General features: G+C 71.6%; 17 protein-coding genes. 12 read left to right on the top strand and 5 right to left on the bottom strand.

Features of this window, described 5'->3' with window-relative positions:
- The first annotated feature begins 51 nt into the window (after nucleotides 1-51).
- Nucleotides 52-1,179: an alpha/beta hydrolase family protein gene (locus AF1_RS08880; protein ID WP_067794914.1), complete on the top strand. Its 1,128-nt coding sequence runs from the start codon at nucleotides 52-54 to the stop codon at nucleotides 1,177-1,179.
- Here AF1_RS08880 and AF1_RS08885 read toward each other — a convergent pair.
- Nucleotides 1,176-2,129, bottom strand: coding sequence for a zinc-binding dehydrogenase (locus tag AF1_RS08885; protein WP_067794917.1), 954 nt, complete (start codon nucleotides 2,127-2,129; stop codon nucleotides 1,176-1,178). The genes AF1_RS08880 and AF1_RS08885 overlap by 4 nt on opposite strands.
- Nucleotides 2,130-2,287: 158 nt before the next feature.
- On the opposite strand from AF1_RS08885, the gene AF1_RS08890 reads away from it, so the two are divergent.
- From AF1_RS08890 to AF1_RS08915, 6 genes are all read left to right on the top strand, one after another.
- Complete coding sequence (locus tag AF1_RS08890) at nucleotides 2,288-2,881, top strand: hypothetical protein (RefSeq protein ID WP_067794919.1); 594 nt, start codon at nucleotides 2,288-2,290, stop codon at nucleotides 2,879-2,881.
- 305 nt (nucleotides 2,882-3,186) lie between these two features.
- Nucleotides 3,187-3,675 carry a hypothetical protein gene (locus tag AF1_RS34200; protein WP_067794922.1) on the top strand — a complete coding sequence of 163 codons (489 nt, stop codon included), beginning with the start codon at nucleotides 3,187-3,189 and terminating at the stop codon, nucleotides 3,673-3,675.
- Nucleotides 3,672-5,432, top strand: a complete 1,761-nt coding sequence (locus AF1_RS08900) for a serine/threonine-protein kinase (RefSeq protein WP_067794926.1) — start codon at nucleotides 3,672-3,674, stop codon at nucleotides 5,430-5,432. Before AF1_RS34200 ends, AF1_RS08900 begins: the two co-directional genes overlap by 4 nt.
- Before the next feature lie 145 nt (nucleotides 5,433-5,577).
- Complete coding sequence (locus AF1_RS08905; RefSeq protein ID WP_067794929.1) at nucleotides 5,578-7,065, top strand: hypothetical protein; 1,488 nt, start codon at nucleotides 5,578-5,580, stop codon at nucleotides 7,063-7,065.
- Nucleotides 7,066-7,113: 48 nt separating this feature from the next.
- On the top strand, nucleotides 7,114-7,866 hold the full coding sequence (locus AF1_RS08910) for a hypothetical protein (protein WP_084262644.1): 753 nt from the start codon (nucleotides 7,114-7,116) through the stop codon (nucleotides 7,864-7,866).
- 110 nt (nucleotides 7,867-7,976) lie between these two features.
- The gene (locus AF1_RS08915) at nucleotides 7,977-8,942 is read left to right on the top strand and encodes an IS481 family transposase (protein WP_131732631.1); all 966 of its coding nucleotides are present in this window, start codon (nucleotides 7,977-7,979) and stop codon (nucleotides 8,940-8,942) included.
- A 10-nt stretch (nucleotides 8,943-8,952) separates the two neighbouring features.
- Here AF1_RS08915 and AF1_RS08920 read toward each other — a convergent pair whose 3' ends face one another.
- Nucleotides 8,953-9,297 (bottom strand): MmcQ/YjbR family DNA-binding protein, encoded by a 345-nt coding sequence (locus AF1_RS08920; RefSeq protein WP_067794939.1) that lies wholly within the window; start codon nucleotides 9,295-9,297, stop codon nucleotides 8,953-8,955.
- Nucleotides 9,298-9,381: 84 nt separating this feature from the next.
- Here AF1_RS08920 and AF1_RS08925 point away from each other — a divergent pair, with 84 nt between their 5' ends.
- From AF1_RS08925 to AF1_RS08945, 5 genes are all read left to right on the top strand, one after another.
- On the top strand, nucleotides 9,382-9,726 hold the full coding sequence (locus AF1_RS08925; RefSeq protein WP_067794942.1) for a CU044_2847 family protein: 345 nt from the start codon (nucleotides 9,382-9,384) through the stop codon (nucleotides 9,724-9,726).
- An 8-nt stretch (nucleotides 9,727-9,734) separates the two neighbouring features.
- Complete coding sequence (locus tag AF1_RS08930) at nucleotides 9,735-11,405, top strand: VMAP-C domain-containing protein (RefSeq protein ID WP_165488381.1); 1,671 nt, start codon at nucleotides 9,735-9,737, stop codon at nucleotides 11,403-11,405.
- The gene (locus AF1_RS08935; RefSeq protein ID WP_067794948.1) at nucleotides 11,406-12,389 is read left to right on the top strand and encodes an AAA family ATPase; all 984 of its coding nucleotides are present in this window, start codon (nucleotides 11,406-11,408) and stop codon (nucleotides 12,387-12,389) included.
- Entirely contained in the window at nucleotides 12,379-16,926 is a 4,548-nt protein-coding gene (locus AF1_RS08940; RefSeq protein WP_067794950.1) for an SAV_2336 N-terminal domain-related protein, read from the top strand. The genes AF1_RS08935 and AF1_RS08940 overlap by 11 nt, the downstream gene beginning before the upstream one ends.
- Before the next feature lie 78 nt (nucleotides 16,927-17,004).
- Nucleotides 17,005-17,580: a TetR/AcrR family transcriptional regulator gene (locus AF1_RS08945; protein ID WP_067794953.1), complete on the top strand. Its 576-nt coding sequence runs from the start codon at nucleotides 17,005-17,007 to the stop codon at nucleotides 17,578-17,580.
- Between the two features lie 153 nt (nucleotides 17,581-17,733).
- Here the strand turns inward: AF1_RS08945 and AF1_RS08950 are convergent, their stop codons facing one another.
- The 3 genes from AF1_RS08950 to AF1_RS08960 form a co-directional block, all read right to left on the bottom strand.
- A complete protein-coding gene (locus tag AF1_RS08950) occupies nucleotides 17,734-19,797 on the bottom strand; it encodes a M6 family metalloprotease domain-containing protein (protein ID WP_242608809.1) in 2,064 nt (687 codons plus the stop codon).
- A 122-nt stretch (nucleotides 19,798-19,919) separates the two neighbouring features.
- Nucleotides 19,920-20,402, bottom strand: coding sequence for a ribonuclease E activity regulator RraA (rraA, locus tag AF1_RS08955; protein ID WP_067794955.1), 483 nt, complete (start codon nucleotides 20,400-20,402; stop codon nucleotides 19,920-19,922).
- Nucleotides 20,403-20,412: 10 nt separating this feature from the next.
- Nucleotides 20,413-20,886, bottom strand: a complete 474-nt coding sequence (locus AF1_RS08960) for an Lrp/AsnC family transcriptional regulator (protein WP_067794958.1) — start codon at nucleotides 20,884-20,886, stop codon at nucleotides 20,413-20,415.
- Nucleotides 20,887-21,022: the final 136 nt, after the last annotated feature.

Here is a 21,022-nt window from a genome sequence, read left to right on the forward strand (position 1 = left end):
GGGCTAACTTCGTATGCCGTGCCGACCGAAGCTCCAGAGTCACCGGCCCCGGTGGCCCGCCCACGGCGCCGCCGCCGCGCCCGCCCGCTGATGGCGGTGTCCCTCGCGCTCACCGTGCTGCTGTGCGCGGCCCTCGGCGGTACCGGCTGGTACTTCGCGGGCGTCGCCATCGAGGTCGACCATGCCGCCGAATACCCGCTCACCATCGTGGACGCACGCGACGGCACGGTCACGCTGCCGCGGGAGCCGGAGACGGAGCGCCCGGGAACGTGGGCGCTCGTCTGGAAGAACGGGCGCGCCCTGCTCGGGCCCGTCGTCGGCGGTGACGATGCGCACGTCGTGCGGAAGGTGGCATCGGTCGTCTCAGGTGCCCTGGTGAAGGGCGCGCCGGCGGCCATGGACCACTGGCTGTATGAGGGCGACCCTAAGAAGGCCCTGGGGCTGCCCTTTGAAGACGTCACTTATCCGTCCAAGGTGGGGCCGATGCCGGCGTGGTGGGTGCCGGGCGCCTCGCCCAAGGGCACATGGGTCATCGCCGTCCATGGACGGAACGCGGACAAGGCGGAGACGTTCCGCGCCATGCGGCCCGTGCACAAGCTGGGGCTGCCGATGATGTCGATCGCGTACCGGAACGACGTGGGCGCGCCTTCGTCCGGCGACCGCAAGAACCATCTCGGCGACACGGAATGGAACGACGTCGTCTCCGCGATGGGCTACGCGCGCGCACACGGCGCGACCGGTGTCGTCCTGTACGGATGGTCGATGGGCGGCGCGATGGTGATGACGGCCCTGCGCAAGGACCCGTCGTTCGTTCGCGGGGTCGTCCTCGACTCCCCCGTCCTGGACTGGAGCGCCACCCTGGACAAGCAGGGCGACGCCCGCAACCTGCCCGGCTTCGTCACCGACGTGGCCAAGCGCATCCTGGAGCAGCGCATCGGGATCGACCTGACCGACTACGACCAGCGCCGGTACGCGCCTCGCCTGCGCACGCCCGTCCTTCTCTTCACTGCCAAGGACGACGCGACCGTCGACAACGGCCCCGCCTACACCTTCGCCAGGACCGCGCCGCCCGGCATGGTCACGCACATCACCACGCCGGGCGACCACACCGAATCGTGGAACGTCGACCCGGCCGCCTACGAACGCTCCCTGACATCGTTCTTGCAGAGGGTCGGTTAGGCACGGCGGACCTCCAGGAGCGTCTTGCCGACGGTGGAGCGCGACTCGATCGCAGCGTGCGCGTCGGCGGCGCCGCCGAGCGGGAACCGCTGGCCGATCACCGGCATCAGCCGCCCATGGGCGGCCTCTTCGAGCGCGCTCACCGTGTACTCCCGAAGCTGTGCGGGCGTGGCCTGGGGCTGGAGGAGCGTCACGCCGCGTCCGGCCGCCTCGTCCTCGGTGATGTCCGCCCACCGCCCGGACGCCAGGCCGAAGCTGACCATGCGTCCGCCGCCGCGCAGAAGGCCGAACGCCTCCCGCGCCACATCACCGCCGATGCCGTCGAAGACGACGTCCACGTCACCGGCCTTGTCCGCCCAGCCGGGCTCGCGGTAGTCGGCGGACTCGTCCGCGCCCAGGCGCATCGCGATCTCGGTCTTGTGCGCGCCCCCGGCCGCCGCGACGACCGTCGCGCCCCGCGCCTTCACCAACTGGACGAGCAGCGTCCCGACCCCGCCGGCCGCCGCCTCCACCAGTACCCGCTCGCCCGGACGCGGGTCCGCCGCCCGCAGCATCATCATCGCGGTCCGGCCGTCCGCCAGCAGCGCCACCGCGTCATCGAGCGCCAGCCCCTCCGGCACCTCGAACAGGCCCGCCGCGTCCACGGCCACCTGCTCCGCGTAAGCGCCGGTACCGCCGGTGCCGCTCACGACCCGCCGTCCGACGAGCGCCTCGTCCACGCCCCCGCCGACCGCCGTCACCACGCCGCCGACACCGTTGCCGGGGATGACCGGCGGCTCCAACCGCACCGGAGCCGGGCCACGGCCCGACCGCATCTGCGTCTCCACGAACGTGATGTTGACGAACTCGACCCCGATGAGCGCCTGCCCCTCCGCCGGAACCGGATCAGGCGCCTCCCCCGGGACCAACGCCCCCGGCCCGCCGAACTCCCTCAACCACACAGCGCGCATGCGACCCCTCCCATCAGCGGCAATCACCCCCCACCCTGTTACCTCAAGCATGGTCGAGGTCAAGTCGTTCGCAACGAATCTCTTTTCTCACCACACCCATCTCTGTAAGCTTTCGCGCGTATTCCACCCCCGTTGTCGGCTGCCTCTCAGGGAAGACGATGCGCGCCCGGTTGGTACGTTCCTCCCCGCTCGGGTTCCGCCGCGCCGTCTGGCTGCCCGTCCTGCTGGCCGTGGGCGCCGCCGCCGGATGCGGCTCGGCCCACTCGTCCTCCGGCGGAGAACTCGCCCCGAACGGCACCCTGGACGACGGCGCCGCCACCACCGCACCCGCCGCCGACACACCCTCGGCCGTCCCCACGGCGCAGCTCTACCAGACGGTCCTCCAGCGCTACCGCGCCTACCAGGACGCCTACAAGAAGGCATACGAGACCAACGACCCCACCGGCCTCGCCGCCGTCGCCATGGACCCCCTCCTCACCGAGGTCACCAACGACGTGGAGGCGACCAAGGCCAAGGGCGTGATCTGGCGCTTCACCAACACGTTCAACCCCCGCGTCTACGCGCGCTCCAAGGACAGCACCAAGGTCTACGTCATCGACTGCGTCCGCACCCTCGCCGCCTACCGCTACTCCGCCAAGACCGGCGCGCGGACGGGGAATCCCCCCGGCGGGGCCTATGTGTACCGGGCCACCGTCCAGTACGACTCCGGCACCTGGAAGGTCGCCGCCAATGTCCGGGACCGCCAATGCTGACGGTCCGCAGGGAAGGACACCAGATGTCTCCCCATACCCCCGCCGGGCGCCGGGCGGCCACCGCCGCGCTCACGGCGACGGCCCTGACCATGCCCCTGCTCGTCAGTGCCCCGGCTCAGGCCGCTCCGTGCAGTCTGCCGAACAACGTGGTCGCGAACTGCAACGGGACCAGCCACACCCCCGGAAGCGGAGGAGGGGGAGGCGGAGGTGGAACCGGTGGCGGCGGCGACAGCGGCCCCGTGGCTCCTCCACCGCCGGAGGGTCTGACTCCCGATGAGGCGCCGGGCGTCGTCCAGGTTCCCGGCGTGGCCGCTCCCGCGCCGGCGCCGCCCGCCACAGCGGATCTGGTCGCCACGGCACGGGCGTCCGCCAGGTTCCCCACGGTCATCGTGCATACGGCCCCCAAGAACAAGACGTACGTGCGTTTGCGGACCTCCCTGTGGGTCGAAGGCTTCAAGGACGTGCAGACCCAGCCGATCACCTTCGGTGCGCAGAAGGTGCAGTTGACCGCGAAACCCAGCTCCGTGACGTGGGATCTGGGGGAGACGAAGGACTTGGTCTGCGACGGCGCCGGAAGCAAGGACGGCAAGACCTGCCATTACGCCTACAAGCGGTCGTCGGCCTCGCAGCCGGGCGGTTCCTACAAGATCACGGCGACCATCTGGTGGGACGTCACGTGGACGTGTGAGGGCGCCGAATGCGACTCACCCGGCGGCAGCCTCGGGCGGAACCCGGTGTCATCGGCGCCCACGCCGCTCGTCGTGAGCGAGATCCAGACCAATACGGGCCAGTGACCCCGAGCGAACATCGGCTTCCGGGCTTCATCGAACTGGCGGAGCTGGGATCGGGTGCTCAAGGCGAGGTCGTCCTCGCGCGGCACGAGTCCGGCGGCGGGCCGGTCGCGATCAAGTACCTGGCTCCCGGCCTGCTCGGCGACACCGCAGCCTGGAGCGTCTTCCGTGCTGAGGCGCAGATGCTCAAGCGGGTCGACAACCCGCATGTCGCGCGGCTACTGGACTATCTGGAGTCACCGTGGGGTGCGGCGATCATCCTGGAGGCGGTCCCCGGACGTCCGCTCCGCAAGGTACTGGACGAACGCGAAGGGCCGTTGGCACCCGAGGCCGCGCTGGCGACGCTGAAGGGCTCGCTCCTCGGGCTGGCCGCGGCGCACGCGGCCGGAGTCGTCCATCGCGATTACAAGCCCGCGAACGTGCTCGTCCAGGACGACGGGCAGAGCAAGCTCATCGACTTCGGTGTCGCCGTCCTCACCGGGCAGGGCGGTCACGCCGGGACGCCCGCCTACATGGCACCGGAGCAGTGGGCCGGTGAACCCGCCACACCCGCGACCGACCTTTACGCGGCCACGTGCGTCTTCGTCGAATGCGTCACCGGCGAGAAGCCCTTCGGGGGAACGACGCTCACCGAGTTGAAGACCTCGCACGAGGAAGGCTTCGCATCGTTCGACAGGGTGCCGGAGCCGCTGCGCCCGCTCGTCCGGCGGGGCCTGACGAAGAGTCCTGGCGAGCGGGTCTGGAACGCCTACGAGTTCGTGGGCGAACTGGAGACCGCCGCCGTCCAGGCTTACGGGCCCGACTGGGAAAGGCGCGGGCTCCTCGCGCTCGGCGTGGTCGCCGCGGCCGTGGTGGCGGCGGTCCCGCTCGCGCTGCTCAGCGGCGCCCTTCTGACGCCCGGTGCGTCCGCCACGGGCGCGATGGCCGCTACGACGGCGGGTCATGTGTCGGCCGGGCTTGCCCAGGGCGCCACGTCGGTCGACACGATGGCGAAGGCCGGGACGTCCGCCTCCAAGGGCTTCCTGAGCAAGGTCGGCGGGACGAAAGGCGCCACGGGCATCGGCGCCGTGGGAGTCGGCGCGGTGATCGCGGCCTGGTACTTCTGGCCCGGTCCGAGCGTGGGCGGGACAAGCCACGCCGGTGTGCACGCCTACTTCACGAAGCCGGGTGTTCTCCTGGGTCAGGCTCACCTGCCCGCCGCCGAGACGCCGTACATCGACCTCAAGTACTCGGTCACTCCCGCCAGGGCGAAGACCGGGACGGAAGTGCGCATCGTGGAGCAGTTCCGGGCACGCACTCCCGGGAGTCTCTACTACACGCCGAGTGGCGAACGTCAATGCCTTGGACGAGGGGCGAAGCCGCCCAAGACCCATTGGTACCAGTGGGGCATCGGGCTCAACAAGGATCAACTCGACGCCAAGAGCACCGAGGTATTGGCGTTCTACCGCATCCCCCCGGCGAAGAAAAACGAAATTCCGCAGAAGACGGCAAATGCCAAGATCCTGCCCGTCAGGAGTGAGACGACCGACCAGCACCAGCCGTTCGTCCAAGCGGAATGCGCCACCATGAGCCGATGGACGACGACGATCAAGATCGTCCTTCCAGGCCACCGGCTGCTGCCTCCGGGCAAGTACCTGGTGACCCCGCGCGTGCCGATGAAGATCACCACCACACTACGGGGGGACGAGGCGATCCCCCCCGAGTCGGCGGGGGCCACCATCGACGGGACGTTGCCGGTGATCGAGGTGTTGGACGGCTGAGGGGCTGGTGGGGGCGCTGGTATGATCTCGGCTCATACGTGGGCGGACGCGGTGACGCCGCCAGGAGGCCCGCCCCCGGCGTGACACGGCCGATATCCGTTCGGCGCGAGATTCCGTTCGCCGCACGTCCACAGTTAGGTTCCCGGTGCTGCTCTCCTCCATCGCCGCTCGCCGCCCGAAGACCGGTGCCGTGCCCGCCGCGGTCGGGGGCAACCTGCTGTTCACGGTGGTGCTGCTCGCGGGCATCGTGCTGCGGGTGGTCACCATGCTGGGGTTCCGGGGCGTGCTGTGGTTCAACGACAGCTACGACTTCCTGCGGATCGCGGACGACCCGTTCCCGCATCCGCTCCGGCCGTCCGGTTACGGGCTGTTCCTGTGGACGCTGAAGCCGTTCCACAGCCTGGCGCTGGTGACGGCGCTGCAGCATGCGGCGATCGTCGGGCTGGCGGTGCTCGCGTACCGGATGCTCGTCCGCGACTTCGAGGTGCGGCGGACGTGGGCGGCGCTGGCGGTCGCGCCGATCCTGCTGGACTCCTACCAGATCGAGCTTGAGCATCTGCTGCTGTCCGACACCGTGTTCACCGTCCTGCTGGTCGGGGCGCTGCTGGTGCTGGCGAAGCCGGGGGCGACCGGGTGGCGGCGGGCGGCCGTGGTGGGGGCGCTGCTGGGCGTGGCGGCCGTCACGCGGACGGTCGGCCTGCCGCTGCTCCTGATCGTCGTCCTGTACCTGCTGGTGCGGCGGACGAGATGGCCGGCGTACGTGGCGCTCGCGGCGGCGTTCGTGCTGCCGGTCGGCGCGTACGCGACATGGTTCGAGCGGGAGCACGGCCGGTTCGCGATGACCGGGGTGGACGGCATCTTCCTGTGGGGGCGGACGGCCGCGTTCGCCGACTGCGGCGCGCACCCGCCGCCCCCCGACCTGGCGAGCCTGTGCCCGCACGGCGCGAAGGGGAAGCGGCCCGCCTCGTCCCACCAGATCTGGGCGGACGACTCGCCGACCGGGTGGGTCGACGGGAAGGCGTTCGACGAGGAGACCAACGAGCGGGCGCAGCGGTTCGCGCTCTGGGCGATCCGGAATCAGCCGCTCGACTACCTGCGGGTCGTGTCGTACGACTTCTTCGTCCGGACGTTCTCATGGCACCGGTCGCGGTACCCGACGGTCGGCACCGAGGCCAGGTACCACTTCCCGACGAGGCCCACCGCGTTCAAGCCCGGCCTCCGCGTGCTCGGCGGCGGTGACCGGCGGACGGTCGTGTACGAGTATTCGCACGGCACCGGACGCACCCACATCGTGGAACCCTACGCCGAGGTGATGCGCACCTATCAGGAGCGTGTGAGGATGCCCGGCACGGTCCTCGGGATCGTGCTGCTCGCCGGCGCGGCCGGGATCGTGTGGCGGCGGGCGCGCGCGCGGACCGCACTCTTCTGGACGTCCGGGGTCGCGCTTTTGGCCATTCCCCCGGTCACCGTCGATTTCGACTACCGGTACTTGCTGCCCGCCCTGCCGTTCGCGTGCTTCGCCGCCGCGATGGCCTGGGGCCGTCGCCCTCCGGTCACCGAACCGGAGCCGGAACCGGCCGAGGAGGCGGAGCCCGAGATGCGGCCCGCCGAGACCGCGCTCAACGCCGAATGAGTACATGTACGGATTCCGCCGGGTCTCGACCGCGGCGATCATGATCCCATGCGTCGTGCCGTGCTTCTCCTCCTGCCCGTTCTGCTGGGCGCCTGCGGCGAGGTCCCCTACTCCGGGGATGCCGGGACGTCCGGGGAACGGGCCGCCACGGACGCGCGCAAGGCCGCCGACCTGGCCGGCGACAAGATCTACACCTCCCGGGTCCAATCCGCCCGGGATCTGGCGCACCGGGCGGCGGATCTCGACGGCGTCGAGGTCATGGGCGTGTCGGGCGCCTCGACCGCCGGGGCCGGGGTGACCCTCGTCATCCGGGTGCCGGGCACGGCACCGCAGGACGGGCCGTTCCCCGCCGGGTCCGTCACCGTGCGGCACTGCTTCCGGATGCGGTTCTCCACGGCGGGCGAGTTCCGGCGGTACGGCACCCGTCAGGTGGCGTGCCCGCCCGGCGCACCGCTGACGTTCGAACCGTGGCCGAAGACGCCGGACATCCCGGTCGAGAAGCTGGAGAAGGCGCTGCCGCGCGTCCCGGCCGGGGGCAGCGCGGACGAGGCGAAGGTGCGCGCCGCGGTCGCGTCGCTGCGTCTCGACCCGGCGATCCGGCGTGAGTTCGCGACCGAGGGCGCCGCGGTCGGCCTGGTGCTGAGGGTGAAGCCGTACCTGTCGGACGCGTTCGACTGCGTCCTCGCCAGCGTCGCACCGGGCCGGACGAGCGTGTGGTCACCGTCCCCGATGCAGCGGATGCCGGGCGAGGCCGGCTGCACCGCCGCCAACGCCCTCCACCCGATGCCCCCGCCGCACTAGGTGTACTTGGCCATGATCTTGGTGACACCTGACCGGTAGGTCTTTGATCAGCAAGAGGACCTCCTGGCGTAGTGGAGTTTCACCGACTTCACCGCCACCAGGAGGTCCCAGTGGGTCACGCTAATGCCCGGCTGACGTTCCATGGCAGATGTCTGCTGGTTCGCCGTGTCGAGTTCGACCGGCGCCCGATCGCGCACGTCGCCGCCGAACTCGGGGTGTCTCGCCAGTGCGCGCACCGGTGGGTCGGCCGGTTCCGCAAAGAAGGCTGGGACGGGCTGGCCGAGCGGCGCAGCGGCCCCCGCGCATGCCCGTCACAGACCCCGGCCAAGACCGAGGAGCGGGTGCTGGCCGCCCGGCGTGAGCTGCGCGCCGGGCCCGACCACATCGCCGCCGCGACCGGGGTGCCGGCCCGCACCGTCACCCGGATCCTGCGCCGCCACGGCGTGCCGGTGCTCGCCGCCTGCGACCCGGTGACCGGAGCCCAGATCCGCGCCTTGCGCGAGAGCGAGCGCCGCTATGAGCATGACGCGCCGGGCGACATGATCCACCTGGACGTCAAGAAGCTCGGCCGGATCCCCGACGGCGGCGGCTGGCGGATCCATGGCCGCAGCCAGGCCGTCCGCGGCCGCGGCATCGGCTACGACTTCGTCCACACCGCCATCGACGACCACACCCGCCTGGCCTATGCCGAAGTCCTGCCCGACGAGAAGGGCATCACCAGCGCCGCCTTCCTCACCCGCGCCGCGGTGTTCTTCGCCGCCTGCGGCATCCCCCGCATCCAGCGGGTACTGACCGACAACGCCAAGAACTACCGCACCAGCCGCGCGTTCCAGCAGGCCTGCGCCCAGCTGGGCGCCCGGCAGAAGTTCACCCGGCCCCGCCACCCCTGGACCAACGGCAAAGCCGAACGCCTCAACCGCACCCTGGCCACCGAATGGGCCTACCGGCGCCCCTACACCAGCAACGACCAGCGCACCCAGGCCCTCGGCCCCTGGCTGGAGCACTACAACACCAAACGCCCGCACTCAGCCCTGGGCGGCCAGCCACCCATCACCCGACTGTCACCAAGATCATGACCGAGTACAACTAGGCGTCGCCGAGGCGGGCGGCGGCGACCTTCTTCGGGACGACCATGCGCCAGGCGTCGATGACCAGTTCTTCCATTTCGGCTTCGTCCAGCGCCTCCGTCCAGGCGTGGACCCAGTTGAAGCGCATGTCCGATTCGCTGGGCAGGTGGAATTTCTCCGGTTCGGCGGCCACCAGCGCGGCCCGCTCCTCCTTGGGGAAGGCGAAGCCCATCACGGTCTCGTCCCGTGAGAAGGCGACGTAGACGATCGAGCCGACGCGGAACTTCACCCGGTCCCGGATGAGATGTTCCGATGTGCGGGGCAGCGTCAGCGCGAGGGCCCGCACCTGCTCGACTGTGATCATCGTGTCCTCCTGTGGCCGTGGGGTTCCCGGCGAAGCATCCGATAAGGATGATCTTGGTAGATTTGCCCGGGTGAGGGGGCGATCGTGAACGAACTGGTGCGCTGGCGGACCGAGGACGGGTTCATCGTCGTGGAGAGCGACGATCGAGAACCGGGATTCCAGTCGGTGTCCCGCACCGGGGACATCTTCCACGAGGCGGCGGGCAAGTTCGAGGACGCGTTCGAGAACGTCCGGGAGGCGGCCCAGTCGGCGCTCGCGGCGCTGCGCGGCGGCGGTCTCGACCCCGACACGGTCGAGCTGGAGTTCGGCGTCAAGCTCAACGCGGCGGCCGGGGCCGTCATCGCCAAGACGTCCGTGGAGGGGCACCTCAAGGTCAAGATGACGTGGGGCCGGCCGGCCCCCGGGGCCGGGGCCGCGGAGGAGGCGTAGCCGGGATCGTGGACGACTGGCAGTGGCGCGCCTGGGTCGGCCCTCCCTCCGGCGGCAAGCTCGGCGCGGCGTTCCTGATCACCGAGACACGGCTGCTGACCTGCGCCCACACCGTCCAGGGCATGGACGAGGCACGCGTCGGCTTCCCGGGCCTGCTGGAGGACCTGCCCGCCAGGGTCGTGCGCTGCGGCGACTGGCGGCGCGCGGGCGACCCCGGTGATGTCGCCGTCCTCGAACTGCACCGGCCCGTCCCCTACCGGCCCGCCCGGTTCGCCGCCCCGGACGACCTCCACGAGCACGCCCTCGGCGGGCGGACGTTCGCCGTCTGCGGGTTCCCCCGGCGCCCCGACCAGAACGAACGGCACGCGACCGTGACGACGTCCCCGCACCGCGGGATGCGGCGCGAATGGTGGGAGCTGAAGACGGGGCCGGACGAGTGGCTGGAGGAGGGCTACAGCGGGTCCGCCGTGTACGACGCGGTCACGGGCGAGGTCATCGGCATGGTCACGAACGCCGAGCTCCGATACGGCGACCGCGCGAACCTCGGCTGGATGCTCCCGCTCCCGCACATCCGGACGTACTGGGAGGAGCTGGACGACCTGCTGCCGCTCCGGTGGCTCACCCCGGACGCGCGGCGGGAGCTGCGCGAACTGCTGCGCGGCGTGCGCTTCACCGACCCGCTCGGCGCCGGCCTCGAACGGATCACCGGCCGCCCGGCATTCGGCGGGTTCCGGTCCGCGTGGGCGTCGGTGCGGTACGTCGCCGAGGGCTGGCCGCGGGACCGGCTCGTCCGCTACCTCGCGGCGCTCGGCCCGCAGCTGCCGGAGGCGGCGCGCGGGCGGCTCACCGCCTGGTCGGCGCGGCATCTGCCCGGCGCGGCGCCCGCCCCCGCGCGGTCCGGCCCCGCGTCGGTGATCGTCCGGCTGGAGCGGGTGACGTTCGACAACGCCTTCGACGTGACCGTGCACACCTGGATCGACGGTGCCGAAGGCCCGTCCCGGCGGACCGAGCGCGTCCCGGAGCGGCGGGTCCGGCCGGTCGTCGAGGCGGGCGTCGCCGCGCTCGCGCCCGCGCTGTTCGGCCGGGACTGGATGATCGAGTTCGCGGTGCCGGAGAGCTGGCTCGGCAAGCCGTTCGAGCAGTGGTACCTCGACCCCCGCAACAAGATCCCGATGCGCCGGTATCCGGTGGTGGTGCGGGACGTGGAGCGGATGCGGCCCGACTCGATCCGGCGGGACCAGGCCCACCACCGCTGGCGGCTGCTGCACGAGCGCGGCCGCAGCGACCCGCGCCCCATCGCCTGCGACGCGCCCCGCAAGGGCCGCGACTTCCAGGACTGGCTTGAGGCCAACGTCGACTTCTGCGTGCTCGTGTACGGGTCGCGTCCGGTCAGGAGCTGGCTGACGGCTGCGCTCAACAACGGCATCCCCGTCATGCTCTGGACGCGCACCCCCTGCGACGCGCCGTCCCACGGCGACTGCCGCGGCCACCGCGTTCTGGACGAGCTGACCGCCGCGGTCGGCGACCGGCACCCGGGCGACCTGCCGCAGGTGGCGCTCGCCCTGCGCAAGGCCGCGCTCATCGCCCCCAAGGACGAGCCGCATTGCGGACGTGACCTGACGCTGCTGTGGGACGACCCGTCCCGGCTTCCCGATCCCCCTCTCGCCATGGAGGTATAGGTGCCCGACTGGCTGATCTACACCGGGAGCCGGAATGGTCCCGAGGACGGCGCCGACCCGCTCGGCCGGCTGCCCGACCCGCCGCCCTGGCGCGCGTTCGACGGCGGGCCCGTTCTGCCGTCTCCGCCCGGCGGTTCCGGGAACGAGCATCAGGCGACCACATACCGGCCGTCGGACGATGCCGTGCAGCAGGCCAACGCCGCCTTGTATCTGCGTCGTCCGTTGCTGGTGACGGGGCCGCCCGGCACCGGGAAGTCGACGCTGGCCTATGCGGTGGCTCACGAACTCGGTCTCGGGCCCGTCCTGCATTGGCCCATCACCAGCCGGACCACGCTGCGGGACGGGCTGTACCAATACGACCCCTTGACCCGCCTGTACGCGGCCGGACGGGCCGACGCGCCCGCAGACGAGAACATCGGCCGCTACATCCGCCTCGGGCCTCTGGGGACCGCGCTGCTCCCCTATGCGCGTCCTCGCGTCCTGCTGGTGGACGAGATCGATAAGAGCGACATCGATCTGCCCAACGACCTTCTCACCATCTTCGAGAAGGGCGAGTACGAGATACCGGAGCTGACCCGGCGGGCCGACCCGTCCGCCGAGGTCATGACCGCCGACGGGCCGGGTGCCCGCGTCACGGTCACCGCCGGGACGGTCCGCTGCAACGCCTTTCCGTTCGTCGTGATGACCAGCAACGGCGAGCGCGAGTTCCCGCCCGCGTTCCTCCGCCGATGCGTCACCGTGGAACTGCGCCAGCCTTCCGGCGCGGCCGAACTGTCGGCGATCGTGCGCGAGCATCTGGGGCCGCTCGCCGAGCAGAGCGACGACCTGGTCCGCCGCTTCCTCGAACGCTCCACGTCCGGCACATTGGCGACCGACCAGCTGCTCAACGCCGTCTACCTGTGCCGCCACGCCGCCGCCGCGGACCGCCGCGCGCTGGCCGACCGCATCATGCCCTACCTGACCGGGCCGATCGATGACGATTGACCGGCTGCGGGAGGCCCTGTCGGCCATCGGCCCGCCGCCGGACGCCCGCGAGCTGAGCGAGATGCTGTGGCTGGCCTGCCACATCTCCCCCGCTCCCGGGGAACGTTCCGCCTCCGCCCCGCCGGAACCGTCCGGGGCCTGCGCGACGCCCCCGGAGCCCGCGCTCCCGCCGGCTCCGGCTCGGGCGGCGCCGGAGCCGGAGCCGCCGGCCGGTCTGCATCCGCGTCCCGCTCCCGGTGCCGAACCGGCCGGGGAGGCGGCGCAGGTGCTCGTCCCGACGGCCCCGATGCTGGCGGACGCGCTGGGCGTGCAGCGGGCGCTGCGTCCGCTGAAACGCCGCGTCCCCTCCCGGCACCGCCGCGAGCTGGACGAGGAGGCGACGGCCGCGCGCATCGCCGACACCCGCCTGTGGACGCCCGTCCTCGTCCCGGCGCCCGAACGGTGGCTCACCCTCAGCCTGGTCGTGGACACCGGGCCCACGATGCGGCTCTGGCGCCCCCTCGCCCGCGAACTGGCCGAGACGCTCGCCCGCCAGGGCGCCTTCCGGGACGTCCACCTCACCTACCTCGACACCGGCGGCCGTATAGCCTCGGCCCCCGACGCGCCGGGCCGAGCCCCGGGGACGCTGCTGGACGCGTCCGGCCGCCATGCCGTTCTCGTCCTGAGCGACTGCTCCGGCCCGCACTGGTGGGACGGACGTGCCGCCGGCGCCGTCCGCCGCTGGGCCCAGGCCGGGCCGGTCGCGATCCTCCAGCCGCTCGCCGAACGCCTCTGGCGCCGCACCGCCGCCCCCGCCGCCCCGGGCCTCGCCGTCCTCCCCCGCCCCGGCGCCCCGAACACCGGCCTGCGCTTCACCCCGCACGACGGGGCCGTGCCACCCGGCGTGCCCGTCCCCGTCCTGGAGGTGGCGCCGCGCTGGTTCGCCGCCTGGGCCCGCCTGGTCTCCGGCGCGGACCCGCAGCCCGCCGCGATCACCGCACTGCCGCCGCGCCCGGCCGGGCCCGCGCCGCTGCACCGCGAGCGCGAACTGCCGATCGCCGAACGCGTCCGCCGCTTCCTCACCACCGCCTCCCCGGGCGCCGCCGAACTCGCCGCGCACGTCGCCGTCTCCGTCCCGTCCCTGCCGGTGATGCGCCTCATCCAGCACCGCATCCTCGGCGGCTCGGGACCGGGCCGGCTCGCCGAGGTCCTGCTGAGCGGCCTGCTCCGGCCGATCGACGACGTCCGCTACGAGTTCGTCCCCGGCGCCCGCGAGGCCCTGCTCGACACCCTCCCGCGCCCCGAGGCGCAGCACACCCGGCACGTCCTCAAGGCGGTCTCCGCCGAGATCGAACGCCGCGCCGGCACCGCCGCCGAGACCTTCCGCGCGCTGCTGCCCGCCGACGGCGGCCCGGTGACGCTGACCGCCGACACCGACCACTTCGCCCTCCTCACCCCGCGGACCCGCGCCCACCTCGCCCCCGCCCCGGGCACGGGTCCCGACCTGCTGCGGCTCCTGGGCGTCCCCGCCGACGACCCTCTCAGCGGCTGGGACGGCCCCCCGCGCGCGACGGTGCTGGGCGTGGACCACGGTGACCCCGTGACGCTGAACGTCCTCGACGGCGAGGCGGCCCTCCCGCACGGGCTGATCGTCGGCCCGAGAGCCGCCCGCGACGCGCTGCTGCGCACGACGGTCTTCGGCCTCGCCCTGACCCACTCGCCCGGCACCGTCAATTTCGTCTTCGCGGACTTCTCCCGCGGCGCGTCCTTCGTCGGCCTGGGCAACCTCCCTCATGTCGCCGCGGCCGTCCACGCCGGGTCAGCGGATTCGCCGCAGCTCAGCTACCTGATAGCGGCGCTGGAAGACGAGCGGATCCGCCGCGACACCGTCCTGGACGACACCGACCTCGCCACGTGGGACGAGTACCGGAGGGCGGTCGCCGGCGGCGCGTCCCACGAGCCCCTGCCCGCCCTGGTCGTCGTCCTCGACAACACCGGCCCGCTCCTGGACGCACGCCCCGACCTGCTGGACCCCCTCGTCTGGTTGTGCGAGACGGGAGGACCGCTGGGCATCAGATTCCTCTTCTGCACACCGGACGGTTCGCCCCCGCCCGGCCCCCTCCTCGGTCACATCGGCTGGAACACCGGTTCGAGGGGTGATGACGGCGCCTTCCTGCACATCTTCGCGGACCGGGCCCATCCCCACTTCGAGCCCGCACGGGTACCGCTCGACGTCACCGATCCCCTCATCGAGCAGATGCGCCGGCGCGGCCCCAGCGCCCGGAAACTCCCCTGGCCCGAGGAACACCCCGTGCCCGCGCCCGGCGCTTCCGCGTCCCCGGCCGTGCCGGAGTTCGACGTCCTCAAGCTCAATGGCGCCGAGCCCAGCGCGATGTTCCATGAGACGTGGGCGCTTCCCGCGTCCGAGCCGCGGAACCCCGCCATCGGTCATGCCGCCGACGGCGGCGTCCTCACCCTCTCCCCCCTCGACTTCTCGTCGGGCATTCCGCACGGGCTGATCGTCGGCGCCCCGGAGGCCCGGCACCGCGTCGTCCGCGCCATCACCCTCGCCCTGGCCGCCGGTCATTCCCCCGCGACCCTCACCTTCGCCTTCGCCGGCCTGGGCGACCATCCTCTCGGCGAGCCCCTCGATCTCCCCCACGTCCGCTATTCCGAGCACATGCTGCTCGCGCGGCCTCGGAAACTGCATCAGTTCCTCGACTTCCTGTCAGACGAACTGGACTCCCGCGCCGCCGCAGCACCGCGCGACCTTCCAAGAACCCCCGATTTCGGCACCAACCAATGGCTCGTCGACGAGTTGTACGAGCGGTACCGCGAAGACCCGGATTCGGTCGACCGGGCCTGGGGGGACTTCTTCGCCGACTACCCGCCGGGCGACCGGCCGTCCCCGGCCCCGCCCGCGCCGGCGCCCGAAGCACCGCCGCGCCTGCTCATCGTGGCCGACGTGTCGCTGACACTCCCTCCCGGAAGGCCCGAGGTCGGGGAGGCGCTTCTCTCTCTGGCGCAACGAGGCAGGGCCCTCGGCGTGCAACTCCTGCTCACCTCGACCACCGTCGAGCACACCACGATCTGGGACCGCTTCCTCCCCCTCCTCGGCTGGCGGATCGCCGCGGGCCCCCTGCCCCCCGCCGAACTCCAGCGCGTCCTCGGCCGGGCGAGCCTCCCCTTCCCCTGCGACCGCACGGCCTACCTCCTCGCCGGCGGCGGCCCCCCGCGCCGCTTCACCGTGGCGCCGGCCCCCTCCACGGGCGCTCTGAACACCTTCCTCGACCGCGTGCACAACCGGCCCCCCGAATCCGCGGAAGAACCTCGCCTCCGCTTCCTTTCGGAAGTCGTGGAGGCACTCGGCACCGCCGATGCCCTATCGATCCAGCCGATGTTCCGGGAACTCCTCATGCGGGACGCCGATGCCCTGATGGCCGGCCGTCTGCCTCGCCATCTGATACTCACCGGACGGCAGGGCCCGGACGTGGAGGTGCCGGCGGCGGTGGCGGCGGTATACGGGCGGCTCCTCTCCCGCCTGGGCATCCTCTCGCATGGTGACGTGAGCAAGATCTCCTGGTCCGCGATAGGCGGGTATCTGCGCGACACGACCGAGTCACTCTCTGAACTCTTCCGGACCTTCCGGGGCGGAGTGATCCTGCTCCATCACGCGGGCGAGGCGGAGGCTCCCGGTTACCTCCGTCCCGAGGCGGTACAGGCACTGATCGCGGCGACGGGCGAACACCCCGACGACCCGTTGGTCATATTGTGCGGAGATTCCGCACAGGCGGATGCCGTCCGCGTGGCCGTCCCCCGATTCGACGAACGGTTCACGGTGGTCGACTGGATCGATGATCCGCACGGTCTGCCCGACATGGTTCACCTGAGCGCACTGCCCCCGGTGGCCGATGGCCGCATCCCGATCGGGATCCAGAGCGGAACGCCGGAGCCGGTGTTCGTGGACTTCGACGCCGACCCGCATCTGCTGGTCGCGGGACAGCTCGGATCCGGCCGGGCGAACCTGCTGCACCTGCTCCTCAAGGGGATCGCGGCGCGGGCCGGCGGCCGTGAAACGCAGATCCACGTCCTCGATCCACACGGACTCCTCCGGTCGATCGCCCACGAATTCGGCCTCCCGGAGCCGGTGGAGCCCGGAGTCGGGTACACCGGCTCGCCCGAGGAGTTCTTCCTGCTCGTGGCCGGAATCGCCGAGCGGCCACCGGACGGTGAGGTCTACCTCGTCGTGATTGATTTGCCCCCCGACAGCTTCTCTCTCCGGACGGTCCTGACGGATCTGCTCTCCGTTCGCGGCGGCCGCGTACATGTCGTGGTGGCACGGTTGGCGACCTCCGCCGGCATGCCGCATGACCCGCTGGTCCGCGCCCTGCACACGATCGGCGCCCCTGCCGTGCTGCTGGGAACCGGCCAGAGCCGGGAGGCGGAGTTGTACGGCGCCGAGCTCCCCACCGGGTTTGTCCCGCCGGGACGCGGCGTGCTCGTCCGATCGGGGCGGCAGCGGGACATTCAGGTGGCGCACGCGTCACCCGACGTCTGAGGGCGGGCACGGATACGGCGGGTCCAAGAGCCGGATGAAATTTGGATCGGCCGGTCCATAACGTGTTACGGTGCGGGTATGGGGCGGCCCAGGAAGTTCGAGGAGAGGCGGGCGGTCGAGGCGGCCATGCGGGCGTTCTGGGCGGACGGCTATGAGGCGACCTCGACGCAGGGGCTGTGCGGGGCGACCGGGCTCGGGCGCAGCAGCATCTACAACACCTTCGCCAGCAAGCGGGATCTGTTCGTCAAGGCGTTGACGCACTACATGGACTACAGGGCGGCCCGGCTCGCCGCGTTGATGGAGGACGGTGCGAAGCCGGTGCGGGAGCGGCTGCGCACGGTCCTGGAATGGGCGGCCGCCCCGGACGAGGAAGACCCCTCCGGATGCCTGGTCGTGAACGCGACGGTGGAGTTCGGGCAGCACGATCCCGATATCGCGGCACGGCTCGAACAGCACAGGCGGCGGCGGTTCGACGTGCTGAGAGCCGCCATCGAGGACGGGATGCGCGCCGGCGAGATCGACGGGAGCAGGGACGCTGGCGCGCTGGCGCATTTCGTGATCTCCACGGTCAGCGGCATCCAGGTCGCCGCACGCGGCGGCGCAGACCGGGCGACGCTCCAGAGCATCGCCGACACGGCCCTGAACGCACTCTGACCTGGGGCGCCCCGCGCCGCCCTCTTTTGAGTGCCATTTTGTACTGATCATTACAGGAGGGGCAGGGCGAAGGGCCGGCGCTGGTTTGCGCCGGCCCTTGCCCGGGGTGGTCGGGAGCGGGAGGTGCGTTCGCGGGTCGTTCCGGCTACGGGGTCAGCGCAGGCGGCACGTCCCGGAGCCGGACTTCGACGGGTCGCTCTCCGAGGTCCCCGTCAGCCGCAGCCGCGCGTGCCGGGACGCGCCCGGCGCGGGCTTCGCCCAGACCTCGACGCCGGTGCGGCCCCCCGCCCGCGCGGTCGCCAGCTCGTTCGGCAGCCACGTCGTCCAGCCGTCGCCGGACGCCTCGGCCCGCAGGCGGAACACGTCGGAGCCGTGGTGGCCGCTGCCGCCGCCTCCCGTGTTGCGGAGCGTCATCGTGCACTTCATCCAGCCGGAGCCGGTCGGGCTCGCGTACCCCGGGTCGATCCGCACGCCGCGCCGCTGCGGCCCGGCGCCGTCCAGCGAGCTGATCGCGACCGTGTACGACAGGACGCCCCTCCGGTCCCGCTTCAGGTTCAGGACGTAGAAGTGCAGCCGGTTGGCCTCGTCCACATACTCGTATTCGCTGCCGGAGTTCGTACCCGCGTGGTACAGGGCGTCTGACAGCTGCCGGTAGTCGCCGATCGTCATCTTCTTCGGGGTGCCGTCCGGCAGGACGAAGTCGACCTTGTTGATGTCCTGGGGGTTGGCGTCCTTCACCCAGATGAACGGGGACCGGTCACGGTCCTTGGTCTTCGCCAGCAGGACGCCGGAGTCGGGCGTGAAGGAGTCCGTGCCCATCCGGTCGACGACCTCGATGGTGTAGTTGTCGTAGCCGCCGCCGTCGCAGAGCGGGTCGGTGCCGGTGTCGCAGGCCGGGCTCTTGTCGCCGCCCTGGCCCAGCTTCAGGTTGATGCCCGCGAGGCCGCCCTTGCCCGGCTCAGTGGAACGGGCCGTGACCTTGGCGACGACCATGCCGGACGAGGCGAGCGCGTCCCGGCTGAGCTGCAGCACCTTGGCCGGGTCCACCATGCCGAGCTTCATCTTGTTGCGGAGCATGTGCTGCGCGCCCATGGACGCGCCGCTCGTCGCGGGGATCGTCCACCGGGTGTGCGGGCCGCCGGGCCCGTTGAACGAGCCGCGGCTGAGCATGTCCCACGGGCCGCTGTAGGCGCGGCGCGGCGGGACGCCGTACGGGTTGTTGTAGTTGTCACCGATGCCCAGGATGTGGCTGAACTCGTGGGCGAAGACCGCCATGCCGGAGCTTTCCGCCTGGGTGGAGCTGCCGGGCTCGGCGTTCGGCCAGATCGTGGACCCCGCCTGCCAGGACGTCCACTCGACGTAGCGGGTCTTCACCCAGTTCGGCAGGTTCGGGTCACCGGGCCCCCACGCGCTCGGCACCTTCTCCTTCGTGTCGAACTTCATCTCGCCGAACTCCTGCCAGGTGGACGACTCGTCCTGCCCGGCGCTGAGGAAGAACACGAAGTCGAACTTCTTGGCCGTCGCCTCGCCGACGTCGGCGACCCACGCGGCCCGCGCGTCCTTGCGCAGGTCGCGGCCGCAGGTGTCGCCCGCGGGGCAGCCCGCCCCGTCCTGTGGCCAGCCGAGGCCGTACTCGTGGTCCTTGCCGGGCATCCGGTACGCGCCGAACGCGGTGAGGTCCACTCCGTACCGGCCGCCGGAATCCTCCATCCAGTACTCGTGCAGCGTGTGGCCGTGGTTCAGCTTCTGCGGCCGGTTGAGGAAGTCCTGGTAGAACTTCGCGACCCGCTCGCGCGGCACGTCGCCGGCCACGGTCGGGTTGCCGAAGATCGACGAGTTCTTCGGCTGCGTCACCTCGAACGGCTGGTTCGGGTAGTCCACCAGCACGACGGCGCCGTTGAAGTTCTTCACCGACCCCTTGCGGTACGGGTCGGCCCACGACGTTCCCGGGACGTTCTTGTAGTCGCCCCACGTCATCGTGTCGGGAAGCTCGTAGTTCTGCGGGTCGATGGGGCGCGGGGCGCCCGCCGCGAACGCGCGGGCGGACGGCTGCCCGCGCTGCCACGGCTGGGTCTGCGGCCAGTGCCGCATCTGCCAGGGGTTCGCGGTCGGTTTCGGGATCGGCGGTCTCGGCTGTGCGGCGGCCGGCACGGCCCCGAGTCCCACGATGAGCCCCATTGCCGCCGCGGGAACCAGCAGCGTCTTCTTGGCGCGCATGTCTCCCCTACCTCTCCGGTGGGTTGCTGAGAAGTAGGTAAGAACAGGAGATTGCTCCCGGCTAGGGCCGACTTAGCCGATCTTGCGCTGAATGTCCTGGCATCTCGCGCGGCGCGCGCAGGTCACAGCGGCAACTCGCGCCCGGCGACGACGATGCCGTCCTCGTCGCTGTAGAGCCAGTCGCCGGGGCGGAACTCCACGCCGCCGAACGACACCGGGACGTCCACCTCGCCGGCGCCGTCCTTGGCGCTCTTGCGCGGGTTGGCGCCGAGCGCCCGCACACCGAGGTCCAGCCCGCGCAGCGCCGCCACGTCCCGGACCGCACCGTTGATCACGACGCCGGCCCAGCCGTTCGCCACCGCCGCCGCCGCGATCATGTCGCCCAGCAGCGCGGACGCCAGCGAACCGGCGCCGTCCACGACCAGCACCCGGCCCGCGCCGGGCGTGTTGAGCAGCTTTTTCACCAGGCCGTTGTCACGGTGGCAGCGCACGGTCGAGACCGGGCCGGCGAACGACGCCCGCGCCCCGTACCGGCGGAACTGCGTCTCGCAGCTGCGCAGTTCGTCCCCGAAGTCGTCGATGAGGTCAGCGGTCGCGAAGTCCATGGACGGGAGCCTACCGATCGGTAACAGGTTGGCCCGAAGGCGCGTCGGTCGGACGCCCGATCAGCCGGGACAGCACGATCGCCGTCTTCGTCGCGGTGATGTTGTTCTCCCGGCGCAGCCGTTCGAGGGCCTGCTCCAGGTGCTGGATGTCACGGGCCCGCACATGGACCAGCGCGCTCGCGTCGCCGCTGATCGTGTACGCCGCGACGACCTCCGGATGGCCGCGGACACTCGAGTAGATCTCCTCCGGGGACGTCGCACCCGTGCAGAAGATCTCGATGAACGCCTCGGTCGTCCAGCCGAGCGCCGCCGGGTCGACGACCGCCGCGAAGCCGGTGATGACGCCGTCCGACCGCAGCCGGTCGACCCGCCGTTTCACCGCCGGGGCCGACAGCCCGACCTTCGCCCCGATCTGCGCGTACGAAGCGCGGCCGTCCTCCAGGAGGCGCGCAACGATGTGACGGTCGAGCTCGTCAAGACGCAACGAACAGCACCCTCTAAGTCGGTTTTCGTCATTGGTCGCCGGTCAATTCCGAACATACGCTGGGAGGCGGACCGGCGGCCACCTGACCCGCCCGGCCTCCTCTCCCGGCACCGGGGCCCCACCCCGGTGCCCCAGC

The organism is Actinomadura formosensis NBRC 14204 (genome assembly GCF_001552155.1).
GTDB classification, from domain to species: domain Bacteria; phylum Actinomycetota; class Actinomycetes; order Streptosporangiales; family Streptosporangiaceae; genus Spirillospora; species Spirillospora formosensis.

Excerpts from the sequence above, each read along its gene's own strand:
- AF1_RS08885 (WP_067794917.1), bottom strand. The coding sequence starts at position 2,129 with ATGCGCGCTGTGTGGTTGAGGGAGTTCGGCGGGCCGGGGGCGTTGGTC.
- AF1_RS08890 (WP_067794919.1), top strand. The coding sequence starts at position 2,288 with ATGCGCGCCCGGTTGGTACGTTCCTCCCCGCTCGGGTTCCGCCGCGCC.
- AF1_RS08910 (WP_084262644.1), top strand. The coding sequence starts at position 7,114 with ATGCGTCGTGCCGTGCTTCTCCTCCTGCCCGTTCTGCTGGGCGCCTGC.
- AF1_RS08920 (WP_067794939.1), bottom strand. The coding sequence starts at position 9,297 with ATGATCACAGTCGAGCAGGTGCGGGCCCTCGCGCTGACGCTGCCCCGC.
- AF1_RS08940 (WP_067794950.1), top strand. The coding sequence starts at position 12,379 with ATGACGATTGACCGGCTGCGGGAGGCCCTGTCGGCCATCGGCCCGCCG.
- AF1_RS08945 (WP_067794953.1), top strand. The coding sequence starts at position 17,005 with ATGGGGCGGCCCAGGAAGTTCGAGGAGAGGCGGGCGGTCGAGGCGGCC.
- AF1_RS08950 (WP_242608809.1), bottom strand. The coding sequence starts at position 19,797 with ATGCGCGCCAAGAAGACGCTGCTGGTTCCCGCGGCGGCAATGGGGCTC.
- rraA (WP_067794955.1), bottom strand. The coding sequence starts at position 20,402 with ATGGACTTCGCGACCGCTGACCTCATCGACGACTTCGGGGACGAACTG.